The sequence below is a fragment of the Klebsiella sp. Shm-1 genome (genome assembly GCF_040804525.1).
GTDB lineage: Bacteria > Pseudomonadota > Gammaproteobacteria > Enterobacterales > Enterobacteriaceae > Klebsiella > Klebsiella pneumoniae.
In genome coordinates this window covers 714546-740127 of record NZ_CP161823.1, presented here as the reverse complement: position 1 = coordinate 740127, position 25582 = coordinate 714546, and the positions used below count along the sequence as shown (strand labels likewise).

Sequence of the window (25582 nt, the reverse complement as noted above, 5' to 3'; positions counted from 1 at the left end):
AGCCACTCGCCCTTATGCTGCAATCTGCCCCCCTGTAATCGCGATCCCGGAGCCGTAGCTTTGACTTTTCTCGCCACGCAATTTTCAGCCCAGGTTCTGGACTGGTACGACAAATACGGGCGTAAAACCCTGCCCTGGCAAATCGCCAAGACGCCCTACAAAGTATGGCTCTCCGAAGTGATGTTGCAACAAACCCAGGTGACCACGGTAATCCCCTATTTTGAACGCTTTATGGCGCGTTTCCCCACGGTGGTGGATCTCGCCAACGCGCCGCTGGATGAAGTGCTGCATCTGTGGACCGGTCTGGGCTACTATGCGCGGGCGCGCAACTTACATAAAGCCGCACAGCAAGTCGCCACACTGCACGGCGGGGAATTCCCCCGGACCTTTGACGAAGTGGCGGCGCTGCCCGGCGTCGGGCGCTCAACGGCGGGGGCGATTTTATCCCTTTCGCTCGGTCAGCATTATCCGATTCTCGACGGCAACGTGAAGCGCGTGCTCGCCCGCTGCTATGCTGTCAGCGGCTGGCCGGGGAAAAAAGAGGTGGAAAAACGGCTGTGGGACATCAGCGAAGAGGTCACCCCGGCAGAGGGCGTCGAGCGCTTCAACCAGGCGATGATGGATCTCGGGGCAATGGTTTGCACCCGCTCGAAGCCGAAGTGCGAGCTGTGTCCGCTGAGCAACGGCTGCGTGGCCTACGCGAACCATTCATGGGCGGAATATCCGGGCAAAAAACCGAAGCAGACCCTCCCGGAACGCACCGGCTACTTCCTGCTGATGCAGCACGGCGACGAGGTGTTTCTTTCCCAGCGTCCGCCGGTGGGTCTGTGGGGCGGGTTGTTCTGTTTTCCGCAGTTTGCAGACGAAGCGGAGCTACGCGAGTGGCTGGCGCAGCGCCAGATTAAGGCCGATAATCTGACGCAATTAACCGCTTTTCGCCACACTTTCAGCCATTTCCACCTGGATATTATTCCGATGTGGCTTACAGTGCACTCATCTGGCGCATGCATGGATGAAGGCAACGCACTCTGGTATAACTTAGCGCAGCCGCCGTCGGTCGGTCTGGCGGCCCCCGTGGAGCGCTTGTTGCAACAGCTAAAAGCCGGAGCGCCGGTATAAATTTTTCGGCTATCAAAGAGGATTAATTATGAGCAGAACCATTTTTTGTACCTTCCTGCAGCGTGAAGCGGACGGCCAGGATTTCCAGCTGTATCCGGGCGAGCTCGGAAAGCGTATTTACAACGAAATCTCCAAAGAAGCCTGGGCGCAGTGGCAGCACAAGCAGACCATGCTGATCAACGAGAAAAAGCTCAGCATGATGAACCCGGAGCACCGCAAACTGCTTGAGCAGGAGATGGTGCAGTTCCTGTTTGAAGGGAAAGACGTGCACATCGAAGGCTACACGCCGCCGGAAAAACAGTAAGGGCCCTGCGGCCTTTAAAAAAACAAACACAACACGCACGCCCGGAATGATGAAAAAATACTTAGCGCTCGCGCTGATTGCGCCGTTGCTCGTTTCGTGTTCCAGCTCCAATAAAAAAGGCGCCGAATACAACGAGGCCTGGGTCAAGGACACGAACGGATTCGATATTTTGATGGGCCAGTTCGCCCACAACATCGAGAACATTTGGGGGTACAACGAAGTCCTGCTCGCCGGGCCAAAGGACTACGTCAAGTACACCGACCAGTATCAAACCCGCAGCCACATCAACTTCGATGAAGGGACGATCACCGTCGAGACCATTGCCGGCACCGACCCTCGCGGACGACTGCGCCAGGCGATCATCAAAACCCTGTTGATGGGCGATGACCCCAACTCCATTGACCTCTATTCCGATGTCGATGACATCCAGATCTCCAAAGAGCCGTTCCTCTATGGCCAGGTGGTGGATAACACCGGGGCGTCGATTCGCTGGGAGTGGCGCGCCGCGCGCTTTGCCGACTATCTGCTGCAAACCCGTCTGAAGAGCCGCAACAACGGCCTGCGCGTGGTCTACAGCATCACCATTAACCTGGTGCCGAACCACCTCGACAAACGTGCGCATAAATACCTCGGCATGGTGCGTCAGGCCTCGCGTAAGTATGGGGTTGATGAGTCGCTGATCCTCGCGATTATGCAGACCGAATCCTCCTTTAACCCCTATGCGGTCAGCCATGCCGACGCCATGGGGCTGATGCAGGTGGTCCAGCACAGCGCCGGCAGAGACGTCTTCCGCTCCCAGGGTAAATCCGGCCTGCCAAGCCGCAGCTATCTGTTTGACCCGGCGAATAACATCGACACCGGTACCGCCTACCTGGCGATGCTGAACAATGTTTACCTCGCCGGCATCGATAACCCCACCTCGCGTCGCTACGCGGTGATCACTGCCTATAACGGCGGCGCCGGCAGCGTACTGCGGGTCTTCTCCAGCGATAAAGTGCAGGCGGCCAATATTATCAACAGCATGGCGCCAGGGGACGTCTACCAGACGCTGACCACCCGCCATCCGTCGGCGGAATCGCGCCGCTATCTGTACAAAGTTAATACGGCGCAGAAAAGCTACCGCCGTAAATAGCCCTCCTCCCGACTCCGGCCTCAGCCCCGCGCTGAGGCCGCGCTTATTCTCCGCCATACTCTGTAATATCTTTCGGTTTTCTGCGGCAGTTAACAGAAGCATTAAGCTAGTGAATGATAGAATCGCATCAAAATAACGGGATTAATGTTATTTTAAAAACATAACAAGCCCACATTCGTGAGGATAACTACATGAATCTTAAGCTGCAGCTCAAAATACTGTCGTTCCTGCAGTTCTGCCTTTGGGGGAGCTGGCTCACCACGCTTGGCTCGTACATGTTTGTCACGCTGAAGTTTGACGGCGCGGCAATCGGCGCAGTGTATAGCTCGCTCGGTATCGCCGCGGTGTTGATGCCGACGCTACTCGGCATCGTCGCCGATAAGTGGATCAGCGCCAAATGGGTATACGCCATCTGCCACCTGGTCGGCGCGTTAACGCTGTACCTCGCGGCGCAGGTCACCACGCCGGGCGAGATGTTCCTCGTGATCCTGCTTAACTCGCTGGCCTATATGCCGACGCTTGGCTTGATCAATACCATCTCCTACTACCGCCTGCAGTCGGCGGGGCTGGATATTGTCACCGATTTCCCGCCAATTCGTATCTGGGGCACCATCGGCTTTATCCTCGCCATGTGGGGCGTGAGCTTCTCCGGCTTTGAACTGAGCCATATGCAGCTGTACATTGGCGCGACGCTGTCGGTCCTGCTGACTCTGTTCACCCTGACGCTGCCGCATATTCCGGTCGCCAACGCCCAGCGCAATCAAAGCTGGACGGAGATGCTCGGCCTGAACGCTTTTGCGCTGTTTAAAAACAAGCGTATGGCTATCTTCTTTATCTTCTCGATGATGCTCGGCGCCGAGCTGCAAATCACTAACATGTTCGGTAACACCTTCCTGCACAGCTTCGATAAAGATCCGCTGTTTGCCGGCAGCTTTATCGTCGAGCACGCGTCAGTGCTGATGTCGATTTCGCAGATTTCCGAAACGCTGTTTATCCTGACCATCCCATTCTTCCTTAGCCGCTACGGCATTAAGAACGTGATGCTTATCAGTATTGTGGCGTGGATGCTGCGCTTCGGCCTGTTCGCCTTTGGCGACCCGACGCCGTTCGGCACTGTACTGCTGGTGCTGTCGATGATCGTCTACGGCTGCGCCTTCGACTTCTTTAACATCTCCGGTTCGGTGTTCGTTGAGAAAGAGGTGCGCCCGGAAATCCGCGCCAGCGCTCAGGGGATGTTCCTGATGATGACCAACGGCTTCGGCTGTATTCTCGGCGGGATGGTGAGCGGCAAAGTCGTCGAACACTTTACCGTCGAGGGGATCACTGACTGGCAGAGCGTGTGGCTGATTTTCGCCGGCTATTCGCTGGTGCTGGCCTTTGCCTTCGTGGCGCTGTTCAAATACAAACACGTCAGACAACCGACCGCCGCCCAGCAGAGCGTGTGATCGGCAAAAGTAAAACGCCCCGCCTGTTCGGCGGGGCGTTTTTTTATCCCTTCAGCACGTAGCCATACAGCCGCTTAATGCCGTCCGGATCCGTCTCGCTGTAAACCCCCTGCAGCTCCGGCGAGAAGCCAGGCAGCATATTGACTCCCTCCTCCAGCGCGAGGAAATAGCGCAGCACGGCGCCGCCCCAGACCTCGCCGGGCACCACGCACAGCACGCCCGGCGGATACGGCAGCGCCCCCTCCGCCGCGACGCGGCCTTCCGCCTCGCTCAGACGCACCAGCTCAACGTTGCCGCGAATAAACTCGTGGTTGGCATCCTGGGGATTCATCACCACCCTTGGGAAGCTCCGTTTACGGAACATCTCTTTTTGCAGGCTCTTCACGTCAAAGCTAACGTACAGATCGTGCATCTCCTGGCACAGCTCGCGCAGGGTATAGTCGCGATAACGCACCGGATATTTGTTATAGATGGTCGGCAACACATCGGCCAGCGGCGTATCCGCTTCAATATGCTGTTCAAACTGCCCGAGCATCGCTACCAGCTGCGCCATTTTTTCGGCACTTTCCGCCGGCGTCAGCAGGAACAGAATCGAGTTGAGATCGCACTTCTCCGGCACGATGCCGTTTTCACGCAGATAATGCGCCAGAATAGTCGCCGGAATGCCGAACTCACTGTACTCCCCACTCTCCGCGTCGATGCCCGGGGTGGTCAGCAGCAGCTTGCACGGGTCGACAAAATACTGGTCGTCCGCATAGCCCTCAAAACCATGCCAGCGCGCGCCCGGCTCGAAGCTGAAGAAGCGGCGCTCCCGGGCGATCGCCTCGGTCGGGTGATCCTGCCACGGGCGCCCCGCCACCATCGGCGGAATAAAGGGCTGGATCATCTTGCAGTTGGCGATGATCGCTTTGCGCGCCTCAATGCCCAGCGCCACACACTCGGCCCACAGGCGACGGCCGCTCTCACCTTCATGGATTTTAGCGTTGACGTCCAGTGCGGCGAACAGCGGATAGAACGGGCTGGTGGAAGCATGCAGCATAAAGGCGTTATTCAGCCGCTTGTGCGGACAGAAGCGCGCCTGGCCGCGCAGATGGTTATCCTTTTTATGGATCTGCGACGTCTGTGAGAAGCCGGCCTGCTGCTTGTGCACGGACTGGGTGACAAAAATACCCGGATCGTCGGGGGTCAGCTCCAGCAGCAGCGGCGAGCAGTCGGCCATCATTGGGATAAACTGCTCATAGCCCACCCACGCCGAGTCGAACAAGATGTAATCGCAGAGGTGGCCGATCTTATCCACCACCTGGCGGGCGTTATAGACCGTGCCGTCATAGGTTCCGAGCTGGATCACCGCCAGACGAAACGGGCGAGAGGCCGTGGCTTTCTCTGGCGACGCTTCGCGGATGAGATCCCGCAGGTAATGCTCATCAAAGCAGCGCTCGTCAATGCCGCCGATAAAGCCGAACGGATTGCGCGCAGCTTCCAGATAGACAGGCGTCGCTCCCGCCTGGATCAGCGCCCCGTGATGGTTTGACTTGTGGTTGTTGCGATCGAACAGCACCAGATCGCCGCGGGTCAATAGCGCGTTGGTCACGACTTTGTTGGCCGCCGAGGTGCCATTGAGGACGAAGTAGGTTTTATCCGCGTTGAACACCTTCGCAGCGAACTTCTGCGCGTGCTTGGCCGATCCTTCGTGGATCAGCAGATCGCCTAATTTCACATCGGCGTTGCACATGTCGGCGCGAAAGACATTTTCGCCAAAAAAGTCATAGAACTGACGGCCTGCAGGGTGCTTTTTGAAAAACGCCCCGTGCTGATGCCCCGGACAGGCAAAGGTGCTGTTATCCATCTCGACGTACTGGGTCAGGGTATTGAAAAACGGCGGCAGCAGACGCGCTTCATAATCACAGGCCGCCGCCTCCAGCTCCAGCCACTCCTGATCTTTACCGGCGATCACCGCCTGCCCCCCCTCCGGCTTGTCGACCGCCGTCTCACTCAGCAGGTAGACCGGCAGGTTAAATCCGCTACGCCTGAGGAGAGTAAGGATGCCGCTGCGACTGTCGGCCACGGAGATGACGACTGCCGCCACATCGGTAAAATCGGTACTGTCCAGCGCCACAACGCGACGGTGGGTGGACAAGCGGGTGACCAGCTCGCAGCTGGCGGCAATGTGCATGGATTTCATAAGCGCAAATGCCCGTATCGGGAGTGTAAAAATCTCAGACAAGGGAGACCTTGCCCAACGATGTGTCCGGGTCTGACGGATTCAGCTCCGACCGCCGGACATCAGTAAAAGCAGACGCGTCCGATCTTACTGTTGCCCTACAGTGAGCATACGTGTCCTTCACCGCATGGTGAACAGAGGGGTAAGCGTAGCAAGATGAGGCAGCCCGCGCATCTGGGCGCGGCGTCGCTGGCGAGATAATGGCTGTGTCGTCATCGGCGGCCTCATATCAGGGAGGAGAAAATTCGCGCAATCATGGCACCTTTCCCGAACAGGCGCAAGATGAAAACCGTATGCACTTATATCACGGATACACAAGCTTTCCCGGTAAGTTAACGCCATAATAATGCGGTTATCAGGGATTTTTAACAGGAGTCAGCGTGGTTACAGGACCTTTTATTAACGCCAGCGCGGTGCTGGTCGGCGGTGTGCTGGGCGCCTTACTCAGCCAACGGTTGCCGGAACGGATCCGCACCGCAATGACCTCTATTTTTGGCCTGGCGTCATTGGGCATCGGCATTTTACTGGTCATTAAGTGCGCCAATCTGCCGGTGATGGTGCTGTCGACCCTGGTGGGGACGCTGCTCGGCGAAATATGCAATATGGAAAAAGGCATCAATACGCTGGTCAGTAAACTCCAGCAGTTGATGTCAGCGAAAGGCAAGAAAAAGGCTTCGGCTCATGAGTCTTATATTCAGAGCTATGTGGCGATTATCGTCCTGTTCTGCGCCAGCGGCACCGGCGTCTTCGGCGCCATGCGCGAAGGGATGACCGGCGACGCCAGCATTCTGATTGCCAAAGCGTTTCTCGACTTTTTCACCGCCACCATCTTCGCCTGCACCCTGGGCATTGCCGTCGCCGCCATCAGCGTACCGATGCTGCTTATCCAGCTGACTCTTGCAGCCTGCGCGGCGATCATTATGCCGCTTACCACGCCGATGATGCTGGCGGATTTCAGCGCCGTCGGCGGCATGCTGCTGGTGGCCACCGGGCTGCGCATCTGCGGGATAAAAATGTTTGCCGTAGTGAATATGCTGCCTGCGCTGGTGCTGGCGATGCCAATTTCCGCGGCCTGGACGCTGTTTTTTGCCTGAAGACGCGTGCTTTTAGCGCAATGTGGTGATAGATTGTTCAGTCTGCTGTAAAACAGATAAATTTCGTTGACGAGGCGCGGCGATTACGGTTTAATGCGCCCCGTTGCCCGGATAGCTCAGTCGGTAGAGCAGGGGATTGAAAATCCCCGTGTCCTTGGTTCGATTCCGAGTCCGGGCACCACTATTTAAAGAACCCGCCCACAAGGCGGGTTTTTGCTTTTCTACGACCGGACTCTCCATCGAACTGCGTTCGATTATTCGCCGCACAGCGGCTCACCCCTTCGGGGCCAGCGCGACACGCGCGCTGTTCAACGCCTGCGGCGTTAGTCCGAGTCCGGGCACCAAATTCATAGCAACGGACCTCCACGGAGGTCCGTTTTTGCATTCCAAGCCCGCCAGAATCAACACTTTTATCTTCCCTTAACTCCACCCTACTTAATCAAATTCCACCCGCATCCAGTCCCTGGCGAGGGTACAATTTTGCTCGTTCATGCTAACGACTCGCGCTACTGGATACTCCGCTACCGGTTCCAGGAAAAGAGAGAACGCTCGATCGGGGGGGTTATCCTGAAGTCTCATTATCAGAAACAAGGGAAAAGCGCGATGCGGCGAGGAAGCTGATAGCGGAGGGAATTGATCCGTACAAACAGAAACGAATCAAAAAGTCTGTACCCGAAGCAGCTCAGATATTTGAACGCAAAGCCAGGCAGTGGCATAAGCGCAATAAAATATGGTCAGCCTTACATAGTGAGAAGATACTGAAAAATCTCGAGACTTATGTTTTCCCGTGTACCGGTTCACAGGATATTGCCACCCTCAGGCCTCCCGATTGATTTATCCCGTTAAAACAGCCGAAGCCAAAGAGATCTATGAGATTGCCGCCCGTCTTCAACAACGTATCACTGCAATTATGCGCTATGCAGCCCAGTCAGGCATTATCAGTTATAACCCTGCCGTGGATATGGCGGGCGCTTTAACGACGGTGAAATGCCAGCACCGTCCTGCCCTCGCCTTAAATCGCATTTCAGAGCTACTCGAACGACTGGATACCTACAGAGGACAACCTCTCACCCGACTGGCAACTAAGCTCACCCTGCTTATTTTCATCCGTTCAAGTGAACTTCGCTTCGCCAGGTGGTCCGAGATCGACTTCAGGAAAGCCATGTGAACCATTCCTCCCGAGCGGAAACCTATTGAAGGAGTTAAATACTCGCACCGTGGCTCAAAAATGCGGACAGAGCATCTGGTGCCACTCTCTGCTCAGGCGCTGGATATTCTGCAGCAGATCCACACCATCTGCGGAGAACATGAACTGATTTTCACCGGTGACCATAATCCCTGGAAACCCATGAGTGAAAATACGGTAAATAACGCATTACGGCTGATGGGCTACGACACAAAGGTCGATGTCTGTGGTCACGGTTTCCGGGCTTCTTCTGCTGTCACTGTGTGAGTGCTTATAGCCGATTCCCTGATGGACCGGCTACTGCACAACGGACACCGAGTTGAGCTCAGGGGCGAATCAATGCGTAAACTGGCGCAAACCGATCATATGGGTTAAAAATTAAAGTAAGAAATAACCAGCGTAGGAAGCGTGATCGAAATCGCCGGAGTCACTGACCGGAATCATCGGAATACGCATTTCTTCGATAATGTTTATAAATTAAAACTCTGGAAAATCCCATATAGCTGTTCACGGTTAACTGGCGGGGAGAACAGATATCCCTGGAAACTATTAACTCCAAGCGCTTTTAATAGATTAAATTTTTCGATGCTATCCACCCCCTCAGCAATACAGCAACTCTGCGTCAGCTGGCAATAGTAAACTAGGCTTTTGATCAGCGCCAGCACGTGCGAATCGCTATGCAATTCATTGATAATGCTCATATCCAGCTTGTAGCCACTAAAACGAGCTATTCTCACCGGGAACATTACGCTGCTATGTGAGAAGCAGTCGTCGAGAAAGATGCGACACCCTGTTGCTTAATGTTACTCATATTCTCCACCGCTTTTCCTTGTTGCTGTAAATCGATGGTTTCAGAATATTCCACTACCAAACATTCGACCCATAGTTTGTTCTGTAACTGTTGACAGGCGATACCCACCATGCGAGCAAGATTGAGTGATGCGCGATGCATGCAGGGATATTGACTGAAAAGTAAAACTCGCCCTGGTAGCGATTGATATTCTGTACCGCTTCCTGCAGGACAACGGAGGAAAGGAGTAGTCAGGCGTATTCGGAGTGGATATGCAATAGAAATTAATCCGACTTCAGTACAATATTATCTTTTCGCCAGCGCGATAATATCTCAAAACCCTGCACACGTAAGTTGTCATCAACAATTGGCTGAAAGACCGGAAATATCTGTCGGCTATGAATCGCATGGATAAACTCACGTTCACATGCAGTCAGCACGCTCATGCCCTGCCCCTCTACGAGTTTGTTTAGGCCACCATGAAATCGGCTCGCCATGTGTGGGTGATATTTCGCTATCTTGTTTAATCCTGACGATATTTGTCGGTAAAGCGTTTTCTGACTGACGTTACGGATCTGAGCCTGGCTGTTGATACTGAGACCACACAGCAGGGCGAAAATGGCATTAAGTTCAATTTTGCTTAAACCTGATGGTGGATTACCGCTTGCCAGCGCTTCAACAGAAGAAAGTTGTTGCAAGGTGGGGTAGCCGACCAGACCACCTTTCAGTAGATCCGCCAGAGCCCGGCACGGTAGATCAGAGGAGACCGCTTGTCCAGAAGCCAGCAGGCGGTGATCGCTTACCTGGTGAAGTAAAGTTTTCCACAGCCATGGAGTCGGGCTGCGGCTTAACAATACCACCGGCAAAGGACGTTTGGTATAGGCGAGGAGGCTAGCGGCTTTGCGCAGAGTGAACAGCAACCACAGTGGATCGTCAGGAATAAATATTATGATCTGCCCCACGTTGACTGTCGGTGGAATGGTTAGTGGGGTCTGATGGCAAGGATTCAGCCAGACCGGGGACTGGAGTGAGGTACCTATTAGTTGGGACAATCCTTTCGCTGCCATGGCGCATGGCGACAGAACGTAGTTTGTAATTTCTTGCATATGCGAAGATATAGGCTTTTTAATTGGTGACAAATATCCCCCTCAACGGCACGCCCATTTTTTTTACGTTCACGTTTACGTTTTTTTTTCGCGTTTTATATGGTCGGCGCTATTGCAGCTCAATAACTGGTTGTTGACGTGTTGCACTAGTACCGTGTTTATACCTTTGTGGTGATAGAATCATTCCCCTTCGGCCGGATACCTTAACGTCATTGCAGTTTGGATTAGATTTCGTACGAAAATGCGGGTTCAGGGAGAGGTCGGTCCGCAGTCATTTGGTTGCGAGATGCTACTTAGTGCCGTGTATGTGGTGGTGCCAAACCTGGGAGCAATTTAGCTTGATCCCGTTACGTACGACAGGCTGGCATGGTCGACGCGGCGTTGTTTTGCCCGACTCTAGGGGGATGTGTTGTATGAATGTAGGGAGGTGTGGGGGGCGTTCCGTTGATACCCCAGCCGGGGGGCCCCACCAACCTCAGCTGCGCGCTACCTGTCTAGCGTCTGAATGCGTGTGGCCTGACAACGGGCGGGCGGGGTACAAGGGACACTTGCCAGGGACACGGTTGCGCGGCCTAACTGGACTTCCCTCCATTCCCCCCCCGCAGACGCCATGCGAACATCAGCGGCTCAGCCCGGTTAGGGCCATGCGACGGTCAGGGTGGCAGAACCCGATCCGTTCCCTCTGTTCTTTTCTCCATTGCTACACAGCGACCACGTAATCACCTCCACGTTTGCACCAACAGCATAGTCTCCCAAAGTGACCGGTGTCCCAACAAAGTCAAGACTCCCCGACCCCGGCTGACAGCTCCCGACAGAGTAGTTACCCAGACGCGCATATACTTCAGCTACTTGTAAGTTTTCTGACGATTGGAGCGGGAGCGCTTGACTCCCCCCGGACTGGGATAGCAAAGACAGTGAGGTCGTGACACGGCCAGTGCCCGTCCCTCCGTCGTGGACGGAGCTACAGTTCGTGGTTAGTCGAGAGTGTTGCACGGATAGGGAGCTGTTACTCACGTCAGTGTCTGCCACAGTTCCGAACTTGACAGTTGGCGCGTCGAGGCCGACCGTGCAGCTGGTGGGCGGCCGGACGGTTATAGAGCCTGCGGGCACTACGACGGTTTTGGCAGGCAGAGGCCAGGTACTTGCCCCTAGCCTGGACAAGAGGAGGCCGGAATACGAATACGTGCCCGGTCGTGCCGCAGGCCCCGCGTGGATGAACCAGGACCCGGAGAACGTAGCAGTCGACGGCGATTTAATCTCATCAGCGCGCGCTTGTCGACCGCACCAAGTGTACCCGCTGTAGTTGGGATACGTGGGAGCGTAGGCGCCAGTTTCCGACCACGTGGCTAGCCGCTGTATCGACGTACTGGTGTCGTTGGGACCGGTTGCAGTGCCAGTAAGGCCTAGCACTACGTCCGGCGCGATCTGGACCCCGGTATACCCATCGGTCGTTTGTCCCATGGGAAAGGTGGTGGCAAGGGTGCAGAGCGAGTGGGCGGATGACCCGCCTGGCGAGATCACGAACCCGTAGCCGGCGGCATCCGAACCGGTTCCCGCGACCGCACCTGAGCCCATCTGGGTGTAGCTCCAGGTCCCGGACGTCCGCAGGGTTTCCCCGGGGTCGAGGGAGGCCGCGTGCGCAACCGGGGAGGCCATTAACACTGCCCAAATTTTCCACCGATTCCGGTAATCCGACACACGCCTGGCTTGTTTCGTTTTAGACCAGTGACGTGTCTGCTCATAAAGCCGACGGACCTTCTCCCGGTGGTTGGTCAGTGCGCTAGGGGCAATGCCGACCACACCCTTATCCGTGAGCCACGCGCCCAGCCAGTCAAAACCTCGGCTCACTTTGCCAATAAACGTCTTGTCCGGGTGTTTCTCAAACCCTAATGACGCAAGATATTTATTGAGTTGCTTCATCTGCTTACGTAACTGCCAGCGGCTGTAAGTTAAAATAACAAAATCGTCCATATAACGTCCATAATAGATTTTATGTTGATGAGCAAAATAATTATCCACAGCCCTGAGATGCAACGCCCCCATGAGCGGACTTAACGCGCAACCACGCGCGATACCCTTTTCGGGCGTGTAAAACTCACCGCCCTCTTCCACGCTGTAGTGAATATACTGAGTTAAAATAGTCAGATACGCCGGGCGCGTAATATGCTCTCTCAGCTGCAACAGCAAAGTCTCTTTATTGATAGCCCCGTAATACCCCTTAATGTCGGTGCGGCAAACCCAGCGGTAACCGTTTTCGGTCAGGCTCTGCGAGATCCGACGTACGGACGATCTACCACCGCCATGCCCCTTCACATGCTCACACTTCTCATGTACCGGGATGGATGGGGTGATGGACAGCGCCACCCACTTAAGGGCCAGCGCATCCTCCGCGGACCACATCACCTGACGGCGTGTCCCCACCACCAACATGGGGGACAGGTGGTGCTCTCCCGACTGCAGTTTTCTGAGAAACGCTTCCCGGCAGGCAGGCCAGCGCTGTCGCAAATGCCAGATATCCGCATTCGCTGGCGCCGTTTTGCGCGACTCACACAGCCAGGCCCAGGCATCGTCTAAACGTTGCGCATCACGCAGGTCGTCGTTATGCCACTTCGTGCGTTCATCGTGCTCCGCACTCAGCTCATTACACTGTGTGGGATTCATGTTCATCATTTCCCGCCCTGACAGGTATAGGTCACCTGACGGACCGGTTTATCCGGCGACGTCGATAAACCGGAGATGTCAAAACTGACACGGCACTGACGTGCTGCTGTCTCGCCCCACTTAACCAGTAACTCCCCCCGCTCCGGCAATCCGGTCAGATAAACCTGTCCGTCATCACCCACGATGCTGCTATTCACCTCTGCCATCCCCGCATTCAGTAACGTGGCAACTGCTCCAAACGGCACCACGCCATTGTCGAGTTTAAGCGTCATCAGCACCTGATAACCCACCCGGGTCGCAAAGTTTGCTTTGACGACAGCGCCTTTGGTCGGGTATACATTGAGGTTGGTCTGTGTGAGGTCGACATTTTCCGGTAAGGTGCTGGGGTCAACACCCACGCTGTTGCGGGTGTAATCCGTCAGGTAAGGCACTACCGCATATCCGCGCCAGTCGGTGACCGCCGTACCACCGTTGACACTCACGCCAGCCGCCCCCGGGGCACTCACCAGCGCCACCGAATCGCCCATGGCACGTGACAGCGTTATCCCGCCACTATGCACCATCACCCCGCCACTGGCGCTCATGTTGATAGCCTGCATATCGCTGCTGTAGCTGTATCCGCCGCTGATACTTCCCTTGCTTCCCTGGTAACCGGTATTTAAGTTGGTGTTACTGATCTGTCCCTGGTTACCCCAGCTTTGCGAAGCACTGTAGGACAGTTTCCCGTCCAGAGTGTTACCACTGAGCCCGGTCTGACTCAGGGTCCGCCCGGTGTTATCATGAGTGAGCGTCGTGGTGGCATACATTGATTGCAGGTTACGTGAATAGCCAAAGATGCTGAACGGCACACTGACGTTAAACGAAATCTGGCGATTTTCCGGCCAGTTACCGTTCGCATCCTTTGTCCGATCAATGTTGTAGTTGACACCGTAACTGACGCCTTTCAGGCTGTTGCTGTAACCCAGCGACATGCCGGTCAGCGTACGTTCGCCTCCCCAGTAGTCATCCCGGCTGGCCCGGAAATACATGGTTCCCCAGTCCCCGAGTTGCTGGCTGAGCTGCGTCTGGAAGCTGTTACGGCGGCGCTGCAGGGACCACGGGCTGACTCCCTCCTGCAACTGGTGTCCCTGACTGTTGAATTCACTGAAACTGTAATAATCCTCGGTTGAATACCGCAGCGCGGTTAAATCAACAGAGGTGCCCGTGGACAGCAGACTTTTGGAATAACGAACGCGATAAGACTGGCCTATCAAGGTGGATTCGTTATCAAACTTCGCCGATGAATTCGTGATATCAGCCGAGAGCGCACCGACGTATCCCAGGGATACCCCGGTACCGATGTTGAACGCTTGGTAGTCTTTTGCGGCGAGAATACCGCCGAACAGCGTGACATCACCGGGCAGTCCGTATACCACGGTCCCCAGCATAAAATCAGCCCGGCGGGAACCATCTGTCAGATTGCCGTCATACTGTCCCGCCGTCAGCTCATACTTCCAGCCACCGGGACGCAACATGACCGGCAGGGAAGAGTAGGGCACGATGAACTGGCGCTCGGTGCCGTCCGCTTCCGTGACTTTGACATCATAGTCCCCTGACAGGCCGGCCTGCTGGATATCATTGATGTAAAACGGCCCTGGCGCCACATAGGTCTCGTACACTACATTGCCGTTTTGACGCACAGTCACTCGGGCATTACTGTTCGCCACGCCGCTGATGGCCGGCGCATAGCCACGAAGCTGGCTCGGGAGCATCTGTTCATTAGAGCTGAGCTTCACCCCACGGAAAGGGATACCGTCAAAAACGTCACTACCGGTGCTACTCTCACCCATGAGTAAGTTCGAGCGCCAGCCCCGAATATCGCGGGCAAGGTAGGTATTCGAAAAGCGTGTCTGGGTGGTCGTCAGGGCATTATTACCGCCGTTATTCTCCACCCGGGTATGGGTCATGGTGCTGCGAAGACGCCACGGCCCCGTGTTTGCCCCGGCGCGCACGGTCGCAAAGAGGTTATTATTATGCGACGTCTGGTTCTGGCCGGAATTCGTGGTACGACCGGCGCTGAGGCTATAGTTCGCCATCAGGGCGGAAATCCCCTCCTCCCATTGCGACGGGTCAACCGCACCACGTACTTCAGGCTGCATTGCGGCCTGAGGTACGCTGATATCCAGACGCAGGCGCGCCAGATCCAGCATGGTGGTCGCCTGAGGGATAAGCGCGCCAATATTGTCTATCTCAGCCGTAGCAGGCAAATCTTTCAGGTCCGGCAGTTGCCTGACATTCACTCCAAACGTTTCCAGTTCAGATGGCGTGAGAACCGGCGCAATTTTGCCCTGCGTATTTTTCTGAAAATCCAGGGTGTACTGCCCTGCATTGCGCTGGTTAACAAATACCCATACCGTATATTTCCCCGGCTGAACTCCCCCGGCCTCAGAAAATGCGGAAAGGTCGACAGCCGTATTATCGCCGGAATTACCAAGAAATCCCGGATCAAAATAATCACCGGCCCAGGCTGGGTTAATACAAACCAATAAAAAACCTGCCACCGGGGAGTAACGGAAAAGCTTCCCGGAAGAAGGCTTCCCGAAATTAGAAATAAGATGCATGTCGCTTTTTTCCATTCACCAGAAAAGATTGTATTTATTAAAATACTTACCCAGACAGTACGCTGACCTGCTCTGGAGTATTCCGTCCTTCACCGTCAATAAGACTCCAGGTCACCTGCCCCCGCGCACCGGCTGATAATGGGTACCTCTGTTCCCCAAATGGCGGTATCATTTTTGAAAGCGCGTTTTTTTCGACCGGATATTTCCCGACAGACAGTGAACGAAAAGTGAGATAATATGGTGTCGGGTTTATCACTTTCAGTTCCCCACTCTGCGATATAAACCGTATTTCCCGCGCAAATTCGGACACATCATACTCAGGCATCCCCTCCGGGCGATAAAACAGCTTCAGATTATTTTGCATAGCCAGCGTCAATGACGCTGAATCCGTGTTTTTCTCCTGACCAGGTATGGTTTTCAGGCTCAGAATAAATACCGACTCACGATCCTTAGGCAGTGTATTACGCGTTAAACGGATACGGAGCGTCAGCGCATCTGATGCTTCCAGCCGCTGTAAGGGAGGCAATACAATAAATGGCCCCCCTCCACTCTGATTACCGGATACGTTATCCTGTTCATCAGCCTGCCATGGAATAACCCGCGACTGTAAAAGGAAAGGCTTTGCGGTATTATTGGTAACTGTAAATGTAATACCATTGTGGCTCTCACCCGGATATATCACGCGTGTGGATTGTAATTTAATACCGTCAGGGTTATTACCAGTCGACCCATATGATGGCGAGCTGATGATAAACATGGAAAAAAGCAATATCATTAGTCGATATTGACGCAAACAAAAAATACGCAGCATGAGGTTTATTATATTCCTTTTACGGCCGATTGATGTTCGATACTTTCACCACCGAAATCATTAATGGTTGTCCAGGAAACGGTCCTCACAGTCCCGTTGACGGGGTAATACTGTGTGGAGAATGGCGCAAGCATTGCCCCCGCCTCTGTCCCTTTCACATCCATGCTCTTACCGTCTACATTCAGTCGGGACAGGGTCACGTAATACGGCGTGGGATTGCTAATACCCAGTCCATGTTCCGTATTGCTGAAAGTCAGCTTTTTGGCCGCTTCACTCGCCGGCATTGACAGCCCGGAAGGCCGGTAAAACAGTTTAATCACCGACTGTATACCGACTGAAATACGGGCTGACACACCAGACTGTGTCCCTTCGGCGGCATCTGATGTCGAAGGAATAGCCAAAAAACTCAGATAAAAAACCGATTCACGATCCGCAGGTAATTGTGCTGCGCCATTACGGACTATCAGTACCGAATTTTGACTGTTTGGCTCCAGCCTGAATAAGGGAGGCGTCACCATAAAGGGTACAGCAGACTTCGGGTCCGTCTGAGTGTTTCTACCGTCAGGTGTCGCAAATACATCGGCTTTTATCAAATAAACCTGGCCGCTGTTATTCTTTATCGTCGCCTGTGTATCTTTTGCTCTGGCATCAAATATAACGCGTGTCTGACTGAGCTGCAGTCCCCCCTCAGCGGCACTCGCTACATTACAGACCAGCATTAAGCCTATAAACCCGGCAAACCACAGTATAAATCTGCCCGCAGCTTGTGCGAATACATTCATTTTTATCGCCAATTCATTCATAAATAAACTGAAGCGTCACGGTGGCGTTCATATTACCGCCCTTCAACGAAGGTCCGGCAGTACAGTTACCACAGGATAAACGTGCTTCAAAATTCAGTGTCTGACCATTAAGGGTATTAAGCTGCTGGTCCGCAGTACCGACAATTAGCTTATCCATATTAGCGATTGCGGCCATCTGGCCTTGCTGAACCAGTTTTACTCCATACCCCTGAGAATAATCACTGGCCGCATTATCATTGCGGAACAGCGGAATTCCGGACGTGAAGGTATTCCCTTTAATCTGGACTTTGGGTGTTAATCCCCAGCCACTACAGTCAGAAAACGTCATCGAAAATAACTGCGGGTCGATACCATCCCCCCCTGCCGCAATTACCGTGGAAGAGGACACAGGCGAAAATGTAATACTGGGCCGATCCACTGAAATCTGACAGGAGCCTCCAACCAGCGTGGCTGAAAAATTAACCGTCGTTGAGGAAGAGCCTGCATATACTGATGTGGTCAGTGCAAACAACATGCCTGACAACATAAAGCCGACCAGTTTTGTGGAACGGGTCCGTTCATTGTAATGCATCCTTTATACTCTCCAGATTCAGTCAAACGATACCGTAAACGTTAATGTCGATTTGACGGCGCCAGGGGTCACACTTTCACTTCCGGCCCTCACCAGGCCCAGCAGGAAGGGTTCGTTATGGGGCGTGCCTGCATTCCCGACGGGCGACAGAGCAAAACTGACGTTATTACTGACCGCCTGTGAGGGGTTATAAAACGATCCCAAATCTATATCTCCAGTGTCCTGGCGTACCATGAACCCTACACCTGTGGCCACCGAGCCCGGATCGCGGAAAATGGTACTGTCTGAATACGGTGTGCTGCCCGACACCGACATCTTTGGTGTTGTCGCCCCGCTGCATATCACGGTCGCCGTCAGAGGTAACATCGCCACGGTAGCGCCGGACTGAAAATCAACGGCTTTGTGGATACCAAACTGGAGTGATGACTGCGATAACTGGACATCACAGGTACCATCGCTGATTTGCGCGGTAAAATTCACCTCCGCCGTGTCAGCGGCCTGAATGCCCGATGATACCAACACGCAGGCGAGCGCCACGCCGGATAACGGCTTAGCGGACCGAACCATGAAACACCTCCGTACCGCCATAATCATTGATAGCCTTCCATTCAACCCGCCCCTGATGCGGCGCACGCGCATATAACTGAGCCCCAAAAGGCGCTATCATGGTGTTGCCTGCTACCGCACTGAGAGGAACCCTGACTCCGGCCACCTTAAGATCGGCGAGCGTAATGTAATACGGAGTTGGGTTGGTCACCCGAAGGCCCTGCCCGGTGGATGAAAACTGCAGCATACCCATAGCCTGCTGCTGCGGTAACGCCAGCCCTCCCGGGCGGTAAAACAGCTTAACTACCGTTGCCGTGGAAACCTGAAGTGACCCCCCTACCACGGATGACGGGGAAGCGCTCTGCTTTCCCCCCGCCGGCATGGCAACGCTGCGAAAATAAAAGAGGGATTCTCTGTCCTTCGCCAGCCCATCCGCACCCGGTTTTTTCACCACCAGAACCTGATTCGTACTGCCCGGCTCAAGGCGAAATAATGACGGCGTCGTAATGAACGGAGTCTGTACGTTGTTACCTTCGATATCCCGTGAGACCTGTGCCCTGACCAGATAAGGTGCGACCGATGAGACTGAACTTGTTACGCCGACGCTGCGCCCTCTGGCATCATCACTGCTCTGAAATATAATGCGCGAGCTGTCGATGGAAATTCCCGCGAAGGCGGAAGCCATTCCTGCAAATATCAGGAGTAAAACAAAAGTGACATGCTGGAAAGTTTTCATCGTTAATTAATAAAGGGAACGCGTTGCCACGTCCCCTATTCACCTTATGGTTAATTGACAATATAAGCCACAGTCACCGGTACGCTATAACTACCCGCTGCCGGCGTAGCGTCAGTGGTACCCATACCTACATTGAAAGAATAACTATTCGTGTCAGCAGAGGTCACATCCAAAGCCACATTCTGTGACTCAGCCACCTGCACATCGTTAGCATCCTTAATCATAAAGCCAACGGTATCACCCGTCGCGGCGGTAAACAGCTGCTTGCTCGGGTCGGAGCTTGCGCTCTGCCCCTGAATAATCAGCGCGCCAGTCTCATCAGCGCAGTTGGTTAATTCAACCGGCAGCGCAACAGAGCCCTGCTGAGTGTTAGGGGTAAAAGAACTTGCTTTGTAGACCCCCACATTCAGGGTCGCCAGGCCATTGTTAACGGAAACATCACAGGTAGTGTTGGTGATAATACCTTCCAGCGTCACATCAGCAGACGGTGCTGCATTAGCCATCATGCTGACACCAGAAAGGCTTGCAAAAACTGCAGCAGCGATAACACTTTTCTTAATAGACATTTTTCACTCTCACTTATTTATAAAAGACACGTACAGAACATTTCGCCGAAATATAATACTGCCCCTCCCCCTGGGCAAACAATGAGACAGGCAGAGTCCTTGTGAGCGATTAAGATTACATATGTAATCCACTCCACTCTCCTGTAACCGGAATGAAAACACTGTATACACCGGACTGACACGCAAAATGAATAACGGATGATGATGACCCGGTCTTCAAACAGACTGGTATCACGCAGATATAACGATGAGCGCTAATAAAAGCGATATTTTGACCAGCATTCAATTTACCTGCCAGACCAGGCGTTGTTGAAACCAGCATATTCACAGAGAGTATAATATATCCGAATACTATTATCCGGCGTATTTAGAATGCGCCTGTATTTCAGGTTCTTCGCTCTGGATTATTCACATGGAAAAGAAGACAAGGGATGGCGACTATCGACAGACAACAATGCAGAGTCAATCGTCGGACTACATTTTTACCGTCTGATAATCTGAAAAATGCCATCAATCAATTAAGAACTTTCGTGGGCACGGATAAAAATGGAGAATACACTGAGTTTATTACGTAGATGCCCCGTGCTTTTTTTTGAGTTATATCGCTTATATCTGCGATGAACAAACCTGGTATTAGCCAGCCTATAGAGGCGCGAACTCATTACGTAGTACAAGCTCCCCCGCAGGGGTCACCGGGGCGAGTATATCTACTCATTCTGGAATATGGAATAACCATGATACCTACGGAACATAAACAACTGCCATTGTCGATAACAGCAGGAGAAATATACCCACTCTCCCCCTAAGAACACCACCTGAGCCTTTGCATTATTATAGTTACGATTGTAATGAGATACACCAGAGAGGGGCGTCTGTTTCTCCGGAAGAGAGATACTTCGCACTCAGTCGCATTAAAAAATCCCAGAAAAACCAGCAGTGCCGGGAAACAGAAGTAGTCAAAATTGGCTTGCATTTGAACATGATTATGACATAGACACCATCACCTGGGATGACAGGGCGGAATAAACATACCGGTTTTATAACCTGGAAATCTTCCGCCGAAAGATATGACTTATGCATGTTGTAAGTCGTGACATTTAGTCAACATTGATCGAAAGCAGAGTTCGCATAGAATCGAAAAGTTGTCGATCGCGTTATATCGGAAGCAACGGTCGTTTTTTGGAAATAAGCAGGGATCTGCTTCCCATTGAGTACATCGCAACCGTGCTTTTTAGCCTGCACAAAGCCATACTCCCGGATGGCGTCAGCCCGGAGTCCTTCGAAAAGGCCTCACCGTGAGGTGAGAAACTATCTACCGGAGCGTGATCGCTCCAAATGGTGGGTTTTTGCTTTTCTGCATCCGGACTCTCCATCGAACTGCGTTAACCCGTGATTTCCCTGCTGCGTTTTTCTCCTGGCCAGCCCGCTGCTAGTTAACGACAAGCGCAGGCCTATTCTCCATAGAATCTTTTCGCAAACACATTTTCAGATATCAGATAACACACTGATTAAAATCGCCATTTTCCCGCTAAAAGCGGCTAAAAACGCCCTTTTCTGGAAATCGATCCGCCCAGGTGGCTGCCCTGCTTTCCCTCCAGATGGCCAAATAGCATCTTATATTCCATTTTGCGCTAAATGACAGAGAAATATTCTTTAAATAACCGTTTTCACAGTTCTAGTATGCAAAAATCTTAAACGAGTGGGTAAATGGTTATGTCACTGTTTCATTCCGTGAGCGACCTGATCGGTCATACTCCCCTGCTCCAGTTGCACAAACTGGATACCGGGCCCTGCAGTCTGTTTTTAAAACTGGAAAATCAGAACCCCGGCGGGTCAATTAAAGATCGGGTTGCGCTGTCGATGATTAATGAAGCCGAGCGCCAGGGAAAACTGGCGCCCGGGGGAACGATTATCGAAGCCACCGCCGGCAATACCGGCCTCGGTCTGGCGCTGATTGCGGCGCAGAAAAATTACCGCCTGATCCTGGTGGTGCCGGACAAAATGAGCCGCGAGAAAATCTTTCACCTTCGGGCGCTGGGCGCGACGGTGCTGCTCACCCGCTCCGACGTCAATAAAGGCCACCCGGCCTACTACCAGGATTATGCCCGCCGCCTTGCCGATGAAACGCCGGGCGCCTTTTATATCGACCAGTTTAATAACGACGCCAATCCGCTGGCCCATGCCACCTCCACTGCGCCGGAGCTTTATCAGCAGCTGGAGGGCGACATCGACGCCATCGTCGTCGGCGTCGGCTCCGGCGGCACGCTGGGTGGGCTTCAGGCCTGGTTTGCTGAGCACTCGCCGAAAACGGAATTTATTCTCGCCGATCCGGCGGGTTCGATCCTTGCCGATCAGGTCGATACCGGACGCTACGGCGAAACGGGATCCTGGCTGGTCGAAGGGATCGGCGAAGATTTTATCCCGCCGCTGGCCAGGCTGGAGGGGGTACATACCGCGTATCGCGTCAGCGACTGCGAAGCATTCCACACCGCGCGCCAGCTGCTGCAGGTCGAAGGAGTGCTGGCCGGCTCTTCCACCGGCACCCTGCTCAGCGCCGCGCTGCGCTACTGCCGGACGCAAAGCCGTCCGAAGCGGGTGGTGACCTTCGCCTGCGACAGCGGCAATAAATACCTGTCCAAAATGTTCAACGACGACTGGATGCGCCAGCAAGGACTGATCGCCCGCCCCGAACAGGGCGATCTCAGTGATTTTATCGCCCTGCGCCATGACGAAGGCGCTACCGTCACGGCCGCGCCGGACGACACCCTGGCCGCGGTCTTTACCCGCATGCGGCTGTATGACATCTCCCAACTGCCGGTACTGGAGGATGGCCGCGTGGTCGGCATCGTCGATGAGTGGGATTTGATCCGCCACGTACAGGGCGATCGCCAACGCTTCTCCCTGCCGGTCAGCGAAGCGATGAGTCGCCATGTTGAAACCCTCGATAAGCATGCGCCCGAGAGCGAACTGCAGGCCATTCTCGATCGCGGTCTGGTGGCGGTGATCGCTGACAACGCGCGTTTTCTTGGCCTGGTCACCCGCAGCGATGTATTGACCGCCTGGCGTAACCGAGTCGCACAATAAGGAATTTTTTATGTCATCTATCCACACCCTGAGTGTACATAGCGGAACCTTCACCGACAGCCACGGCGCAGTGATGCCGCCGATTTATGCCACCTCCACTTTTGCTCAGCCAGCGCCGGGGCAGCATACCGGTTATGAATATTCCCGCAGCGGGAATCCCACCCGTCACGCGCTGGAGACGGCGATCGCCGACCTGGAAAACGGCACGCGCGGCTACGCGTTCGCCTCCGGGCTGGCCGCCATCTCCGCCGTGCTGGAGCTGCTGGATAAGGACAGTCATCTGGTGGCGGTCGATGATGTGTATGGCGGCACTTACCGCCTGCTGGAAAACGTTCGCCGCCGTAGCGCTGGTCTGCAGGTGAGCTGGGTGAAACCCGACGACCTGGCGGGAATTGAAGCGGCGATCCGCCCCGATACGCGCATGATCTGGGTGGAAACGCCCACCAACCCGCTGCTGAAGCTCGCGGATCTCAGCGCCATCGCCGCCATCGCGCGCCGCCATAACCTGATCAGCGTCGCCGATAACACCTTTGCTTCGCCGGCGATCCATCGCCCGCTGGAGCATGGGTTTGATATTGTGGTGCACTCCGCGACCAAGTACCTCAACGGCCATTCCGATGTCGTCGCCGGCCTGGCGGTGGTTGGCGATAACTCCGAGCTCGCGGAAAAGCTTGGCTATCTGCAGAATGCGGTAGGCGGCGTGCTTGACCCGTTCAGCAGCTTCCTGTCGCTGCGCGGCATCCGTACCCTGGCGCTGCGGATGGAGCGCCACAGCGCGAACGCGCTGCAGCTCGCCGAATGGCTGGAACAGCAGCCGGAAGTGGAGCGAGTCTGGTTTCCCTGGCTGGCCTCGCACCCGCATCATCAGCTGGCGCGCCAGCAAATGGCCCTGCCCGGCGGCATGATTTCGGTGGTGGTGAAGGGCGATGAAGGTTACGCCGAGCACATCATCAGCAAGCTGCGCTGGTTTACGCTTGCGGAGAGCCTGGGCGGCGTGGAGAGTCTGGTGAGCCAGCCCTTCAGCATGACCCATGCCTCGATCCCGCTGGAGAAACGCCTGGCGAACGGTATCACACCGCAGCTGATCCGCCTGTCGGTGGGGATCGAAGATCCCAACGATCTGATTGCCGACTGGCAGCAGGCGCTGCGGGCGGAGTGATTATTCCGACGCGCGGGTCGTTGTCAGCGCGTCGGCCATTCCCTGCTGAAGGTGGGCGATAAACTGCGTCAGCTTCGGCAGGGGCCGACGATCCTGGCGCCAGAGCAGATGCACAGGCCGCGGCTGCGGAGTCCACGCCTCCAGCACGCGCACCAGGCTGCCGCTGGCCAGCGCATCGGCCAGCAGCACCTCCGGCTGCATCAGCAGCCCGGCCCCGGCGATCGCCGCCTGGCGCAGCGCGTAGCCATCGTTGCAGCGCAAAACCGCATCGCGTTTCCAGCGCACTTCTCCCTCTACGCCCGGCAGCCGCCACTCGTTGCGGGCGGTCCAGACCGTATGGGACAGGCAGAGATGATCGGCGAGATCTTCCGGCCTGCCGGGCGTTCCGTAACGCGCCAGATAAGCCGGCGCGGCGCAGATCACCATCCGATACGGCGCCAGGTAGCGAGCCACCAGATCCTCCTGATGGATCTCGCCGATACGGATCGCCAGATCGAACCCCTCATCCACCAGATCGACCATCCGGTTAGTCAGATCCAGTTCCACCCGGACCGCAGGCCAGGCCTGCAGGAAGGTGGCGGTCAGGGGCGCGATCACGCTGGCGCCGAACGAGGTGGGAGCGCTCACCCGCAGGGTGCCGGCCGGCGCCAGCCGCAGCCGCTCGACCGCGCTTTCGGCGATGGAGACCTGCTCCATCACCCGTTTCGCTTCGTCAAAATAGACTCGCCCGGCGTCGGTGAGGCTCTGGCGTCGGGTGTTACGCTCCAGCAGACGCGTCGCCAGCTGGCTTTCCAACTGGGCGATATATTTCCCAACCATCACCGCCGACAGCCCCAGGCGCGACGCCGCCCCGGTAAAGCTGCCGCACTCCACCACGGCAATAAACGTCTCCATCCCTCGTAATTTGTCCATATTGCTAACCTCTGGTTAGTAATGCTCTAACTTTTAGCCAGTTTATCCGAGATTACTTTTATTAAAAAATAGCCTCTCACCTCATCAGGAGTCTGCCATGAAAATTATCGTTATCGGTGCCAGCGGCACCATCGGTCGCGCGGTCAGCGAAGAACTGAGTCAGAGACATGAGGTTATCCGCGTCGGCCGCACCCGGGGAGATTATCAGGTGGATATCACCTCGCAGGAGAGCGTCGAGGCGCTATTTGCCCAAACGGGTGAAGTAGATGCCATCGTCTCCACCACCGGCAATCTGCACTTTGGGCCGTTAAGCACCATGACCGACAGCCAGTTCAACCTCGGTCTGCAGGACAAGATGCTGGGGCAAATTCGCCTGGCGCTGGTCGGCCAGCATTTTCTGCGCGACGGGGGGTCGATTACCCTGGTCAGCGGTATTGTCGCGCAGGAACCCATTGCTCAGGGGGTCAATGCCACGACGGTCAACGCCGGTCTGGAAGGCTTTGTCCGCGCCGCCGCCTGCGAACTGCCGCGCGGGATCCGCATCAATCTCATCAGCCCCACCGTGCTCAGCGAGTCGCTGGCGGCCTACGGCGACTTTTTCCCGGGCTTCCCCAGCGTTCCCGCCGCCGCCGTGGCGCAGGCCTATCGCCGCAGCATTGAAGGCGTTCAGACCGGCCGCATCTACCCGGTCGGCTACTAGCCTGTGCCGGCCCGCCGGGGCCGGCGCTTACATCAG

Annotated in this window: 21 protein-coding genes, 1 tRNA gene and 1 pseudogene; 11 read left to right on the top strand and 12 right to left on the bottom strand. The window is 55.0% G+C overall.

All coding sequences use genetic code 11. The features are described from left to right. Positions 1–60: 60 nt before the first annotated feature. The 4 genes from mutY to AB1E37_RS03640 all read left to right on the top strand — a co-directional run bounded on the left by mutY (position 61) and on the right by AB1E37_RS03640 (position 4000). Entirely contained in the window at positions 61–1119 is a 1059-nt protein-coding gene (mutY, locus tag AB1E37_RS03655) for an A/G-specific adenine glycosylase (protein WP_004144785.1), read from the top strand. A gap of 28 nt (positions 1120–1147) precedes the next feature. After that, positions 1148–1423 carry an oxidative damage protection protein gene (locus AB1E37_RS03650; RefSeq protein ID WP_004105744.1) on the top strand — a complete coding sequence of 92 codons (276 nt, stop codon included), beginning with the start codon at positions 1148–1150 and terminating at the stop codon, positions 1421–1423. Between the two features lie 49 nt (positions 1424–1472). Then, positions 1473–2555 carry a membrane-bound lytic murein transglycosylase MltC gene (gene mltC, locus AB1E37_RS03645; RefSeq protein ID WP_004900580.1) on the top strand — a complete coding sequence of 361 codons (1083 nt, stop codon included), beginning with the start codon at positions 1473–1475 and terminating at the stop codon, positions 2553–2555. Positions 2556–2746: 191 nt separating this feature from the next. Next, positions 2747–4000: a nucleoside permease gene (locus tag AB1E37_RS03640; RefSeq protein ID WP_004144787.1), complete on the top strand. Its 1254-nt coding sequence runs from the start codon at positions 2747–2749 to the stop codon at positions 3998–4000. A gap of 43 nt (positions 4001–4043) precedes the next feature. Here the strand turns inward: AB1E37_RS03640 and AB1E37_RS03635 are convergent, their stop codons facing one another. Beyond that, on the bottom strand, positions 4044–6182 hold the full coding sequence (locus AB1E37_RS03635) for an ornithine decarboxylase (RefSeq protein WP_218231988.1): 2139 nt from the start codon (positions 6180–6182) through the stop codon (positions 4044–4046). Between the two features lie 419 nt (positions 6183–6601). Here AB1E37_RS03635 and AB1E37_RS03630 point away from each other — a divergent pair, with 419 nt between their 5' ends. The 4 genes and pseudogenes from AB1E37_RS03630 (at position 6602) to AB1E37_RS03615 (ending at position 8876) form a co-directional block, all read left to right on the top strand. Beyond that, the gene (locus AB1E37_RS03630; RefSeq protein ID WP_002916694.1) at positions 6602–7315 is read left to right on the top strand and encodes a DUF554 domain-containing protein; all 714 of its coding nucleotides are present in this window, start codon (positions 6602–6604) and stop codon (positions 7313–7315) included. 105 nt (positions 7316–7420) lie between these two features. After that, positions 7421–7496, top strand: a tRNA-Phe gene (locus tag AB1E37_RS03625). Positions 7497–7795: 299 nt separating this feature from the next. After that, positions 7796–8759: pseudogene (locus AB1E37_RS03620) on the top strand (tyrosine-type recombinase/integrase); the annotation flags it as partial. A gap of 30 nt (positions 8760–8789) precedes the next feature. Continuing rightward, positions 8790–8876 carry a transposase gene (locus tag AB1E37_RS03615; protein WP_071591901.1) on the top strand — a complete coding sequence of 29 codons (87 nt, stop codon included), beginning with the start codon at positions 8790–8792 and terminating at the stop codon, positions 8874–8876. 95 nt (positions 8877–8971) lie between these two features. On the opposite strand, the gene AB1E37_RS03610 is transcribed toward AB1E37_RS03615, so the two are convergent. The 10 genes from AB1E37_RS03610 to AB1E37_RS03565 all read right to left on the bottom strand — a co-directional run bounded on the left by AB1E37_RS03610 (position 8972) and on the right by AB1E37_RS03565 (position 19691). Continuing rightward, positions 8972–9247 carry an EAL domain-containing protein gene (locus AB1E37_RS03610; protein WP_023287993.1) on the bottom strand — a complete coding sequence of 92 codons (276 nt, stop codon included), beginning with the start codon at positions 9245–9247 and terminating at the stop codon, positions 8972–8974. Positions 9248–9575: 328 nt separating this feature from the next. Then, positions 9576–10430 carry a hypothetical protein gene (locus AB1E37_RS03605; RefSeq protein ID WP_171773964.1) on the bottom strand — a complete coding sequence of 285 codons (855 nt, stop codon included), beginning with the start codon at positions 10428–10430 and terminating at the stop codon, positions 9576–9578. A 603-nt stretch (positions 10431–11033) separates the two neighbouring features. Next, entirely contained in the window at positions 11034–13067 is a 2034-nt protein-coding gene (locus AB1E37_RS03600; RefSeq protein ID WP_023287995.1) for a reverse transcriptase domain-containing protein, read from the bottom strand. Next, the gene (locus AB1E37_RS03595) at positions 13064–15658 is read right to left on the bottom strand and encodes a fimbria/pilus outer membrane usher protein (protein ID WP_004185628.1); all 2595 of its coding nucleotides are present in this window, start codon (positions 15656–15658) and stop codon (positions 13064–13066) included. The genes AB1E37_RS03600 and AB1E37_RS03595 overlap by 4 nt, the downstream gene beginning before the upstream one ends. A gap of 46 nt (positions 15659–15704) precedes the next feature. Next, a complete protein-coding gene (locus AB1E37_RS03590) occupies positions 15705–16469 on the bottom strand; it encodes a molecular chaperone (RefSeq protein WP_023287996.1) in 765 nt (254 codons plus the stop codon). An 8-nt stretch (positions 16470–16477) separates the two neighbouring features. Next, positions 16478–17272, bottom strand: coding sequence for a molecular chaperone (locus AB1E37_RS03585; protein WP_023158634.1), 795 nt, complete (start codon positions 17270–17272; stop codon positions 16478–16480). After that, complete coding sequence (locus AB1E37_RS03580; RefSeq protein WP_004211544.1) at positions 17265–17843, bottom strand: fimbrial protein; 579 nt, start codon at positions 17841–17843, stop codon at positions 17265–17267. The genes AB1E37_RS03585 and AB1E37_RS03580 overlap by 8 nt, the downstream gene beginning before the upstream one ends. Positions 17844–17861: 18 nt before the next feature. After that, positions 17862–18410, bottom strand: coding sequence for a fimbrial protein (locus AB1E37_RS03575; protein ID WP_004185634.1), 549 nt, complete (start codon positions 18408–18410; stop codon positions 17862–17864). Then, complete coding sequence (locus tag AB1E37_RS03570; RefSeq protein WP_032448118.1) at positions 18394–19125, bottom strand: molecular chaperone; 732 nt, start codon at positions 19123–19125, stop codon at positions 18394–18396. Before AB1E37_RS03570 ends, AB1E37_RS03575 begins: the two co-directional genes overlap by 17 nt. Before the next feature lie 50 nt (positions 19126–19175). Next, on the bottom strand, positions 19176–19691 hold the full coding sequence (locus tag AB1E37_RS03565; protein WP_004181301.1) for a fimbrial protein: 516 nt from the start codon (positions 19689–19691) through the stop codon (positions 19176–19178). A 1707-nt stretch (positions 19692–21398) separates the two neighbouring features. Between AB1E37_RS03565 and AB1E37_RS03560 the strand changes: the two genes are divergently transcribed. Together AB1E37_RS03560 and AB1E37_RS03555 are read left to right on the top strand one after the other, a co-directional pair. Further along, the gene (locus AB1E37_RS03560) at positions 21399–22775 is read left to right on the top strand and encodes a pyridoxal-phosphate dependent enzyme (protein ID WP_020802395.1); all 1377 of its coding nucleotides are present in this window, start codon (positions 21399–21401) and stop codon (positions 22773–22775) included. 10 nt (positions 22776–22785) lie between these two features. Next, positions 22786–23934, top strand: coding sequence for a PLP-dependent aspartate aminotransferase family protein (locus AB1E37_RS03555; protein WP_284302610.1), 1149 nt, complete (start codon positions 22786–22788; stop codon positions 23932–23934). Here AB1E37_RS03555 and AB1E37_RS03550 read toward each other — a convergent pair whose 3' ends face one another. Next, a complete protein-coding gene (locus AB1E37_RS03550) occupies positions 23935–24846 on the bottom strand; it encodes a LysR family transcriptional regulator (protein WP_023342207.1) in 912 nt (303 codons plus the stop codon). A gap of 97 nt (positions 24847–24943) precedes the next feature. Between AB1E37_RS03550 and AB1E37_RS03545 the strand changes: the two genes are divergently transcribed. Then, entirely contained in the window at positions 24944–25546 is a 603-nt protein-coding gene (locus tag AB1E37_RS03545) for a short chain dehydrogenase (protein ID WP_032448122.1), read from the top strand. Positions 25547–25582: the final 36 nt, after the last annotated feature.

Bases quoted from the DNA above. Each gene is read 5' to 3' on its own strand.
- AB1E37_RS03565 (WP_004181301.1), bottom strand. From the start codon at position 19,691: ATGTCTATTAAGAAAAGTGTTATCGCTGCTGCAGTTTTTGCAAGCCTT.
- AB1E37_RS03610 (WP_023287993.1), bottom strand. From the start codon at position 9,247: ATGTTCCCGGTGAGAATAGCTCGTTTTAGTGGCTACAAGCTGGATATG.
- AB1E37_RS03595 (WP_004185628.1), bottom strand. From the start codon at position 15,658: ATGCATCTTATTTCTAATTTCGGGAAGCCTTCTTCCGGGAAGCTTTTC.
- AB1E37_RS03570 (WP_032448118.1), bottom strand. From the start codon at position 19,125: ATGAAAACTTTCCAGCATGTCACTTTTGTTTTACTCCTGATATTTGCA.
- AB1E37_RS03600 (WP_023287995.1), bottom strand. From the start codon at position 13,067: ATGATGAACATGAATCCCACACAGTGTAATGAGCTGAGTGCGGAGCAC.
- AB1E37_RS03650 (WP_004105744.1), top strand. From the start codon at position 1,148: ATGAGCAGAACCATTTTTTGTACCTTCCTGCAGCGTGAAGCGGACGGC.
- AB1E37_RS03560 (WP_020802395.1), top strand. From the start codon at position 21,399: ATGGTTATGTCACTGTTTCATTCCGTGAGCGACCTGATCGGTCATACT.
- AB1E37_RS03615 (WP_071591901.1), top strand. From the start codon at position 8,790: ATGGACCGGCTACTGCACAACGGACACCGAGTTGAGCTCAGGGGCGAA.
- AB1E37_RS03550 (WP_023342207.1), bottom strand. From the start codon at position 24,846: ATGGACAAATTACGAGGGATGGAGACGTTTATTGCCGTGGTGGAGTGC.
- AB1E37_RS03640 (WP_004144787.1), top strand. From the start codon at position 2,747: ATGAATCTTAAGCTGCAGCTCAAAATACTGTCGTTCCTGCAGTTCTGC.
- mltC (WP_004900580.1), top strand. From the start codon at position 1,473: ATGAAAAAATACTTAGCGCTCGCGCTGATTGCGCCGTTGCTCGTTTCG.
- AB1E37_RS03635 (WP_218231988.1), bottom strand. From the start codon at position 6,182: ATGAAATCCATGCACATTGCCGCCAGCTGCGAGCTGGTCACCCGCTTG.
- AB1E37_RS03580 (WP_004211544.1), bottom strand. From the start codon at position 17,843: ATGCATTACAATGAACGGACCCGTTCCACAAAACTGGTCGGCTTTATG.
- AB1E37_RS03545 (WP_032448122.1), top strand. From the start codon at position 24,944: ATGAAAATTATCGTTATCGGTGCCAGCGGCACCATCGGTCGCGCGGTC.
- AB1E37_RS03590 (WP_023287996.1), bottom strand. From the start codon at position 16,469: ATGCTGCGTATTTTTTGTTTGCGTCAATATCGACTAATGATATTGCTT.
- AB1E37_RS03575 (WP_004185634.1), bottom strand. From the start codon at position 18,410: ATGGTTCGGTCCGCTAAGCCGTTATCCGGCGTGGCGCTCGCCTGCGTG.
- AB1E37_RS03555 (WP_284302610.1), top strand. From the start codon at position 22,786: ATGTCATCTATCCACACCCTGAGTGTACATAGCGGAACCTTCACCGAC.
- AB1E37_RS03585 (WP_023158634.1), bottom strand. From the start codon at position 17,272: ATGAATGAATTGGCGATAAAAATGAATGTATTCGCACAAGCTGCGGGC.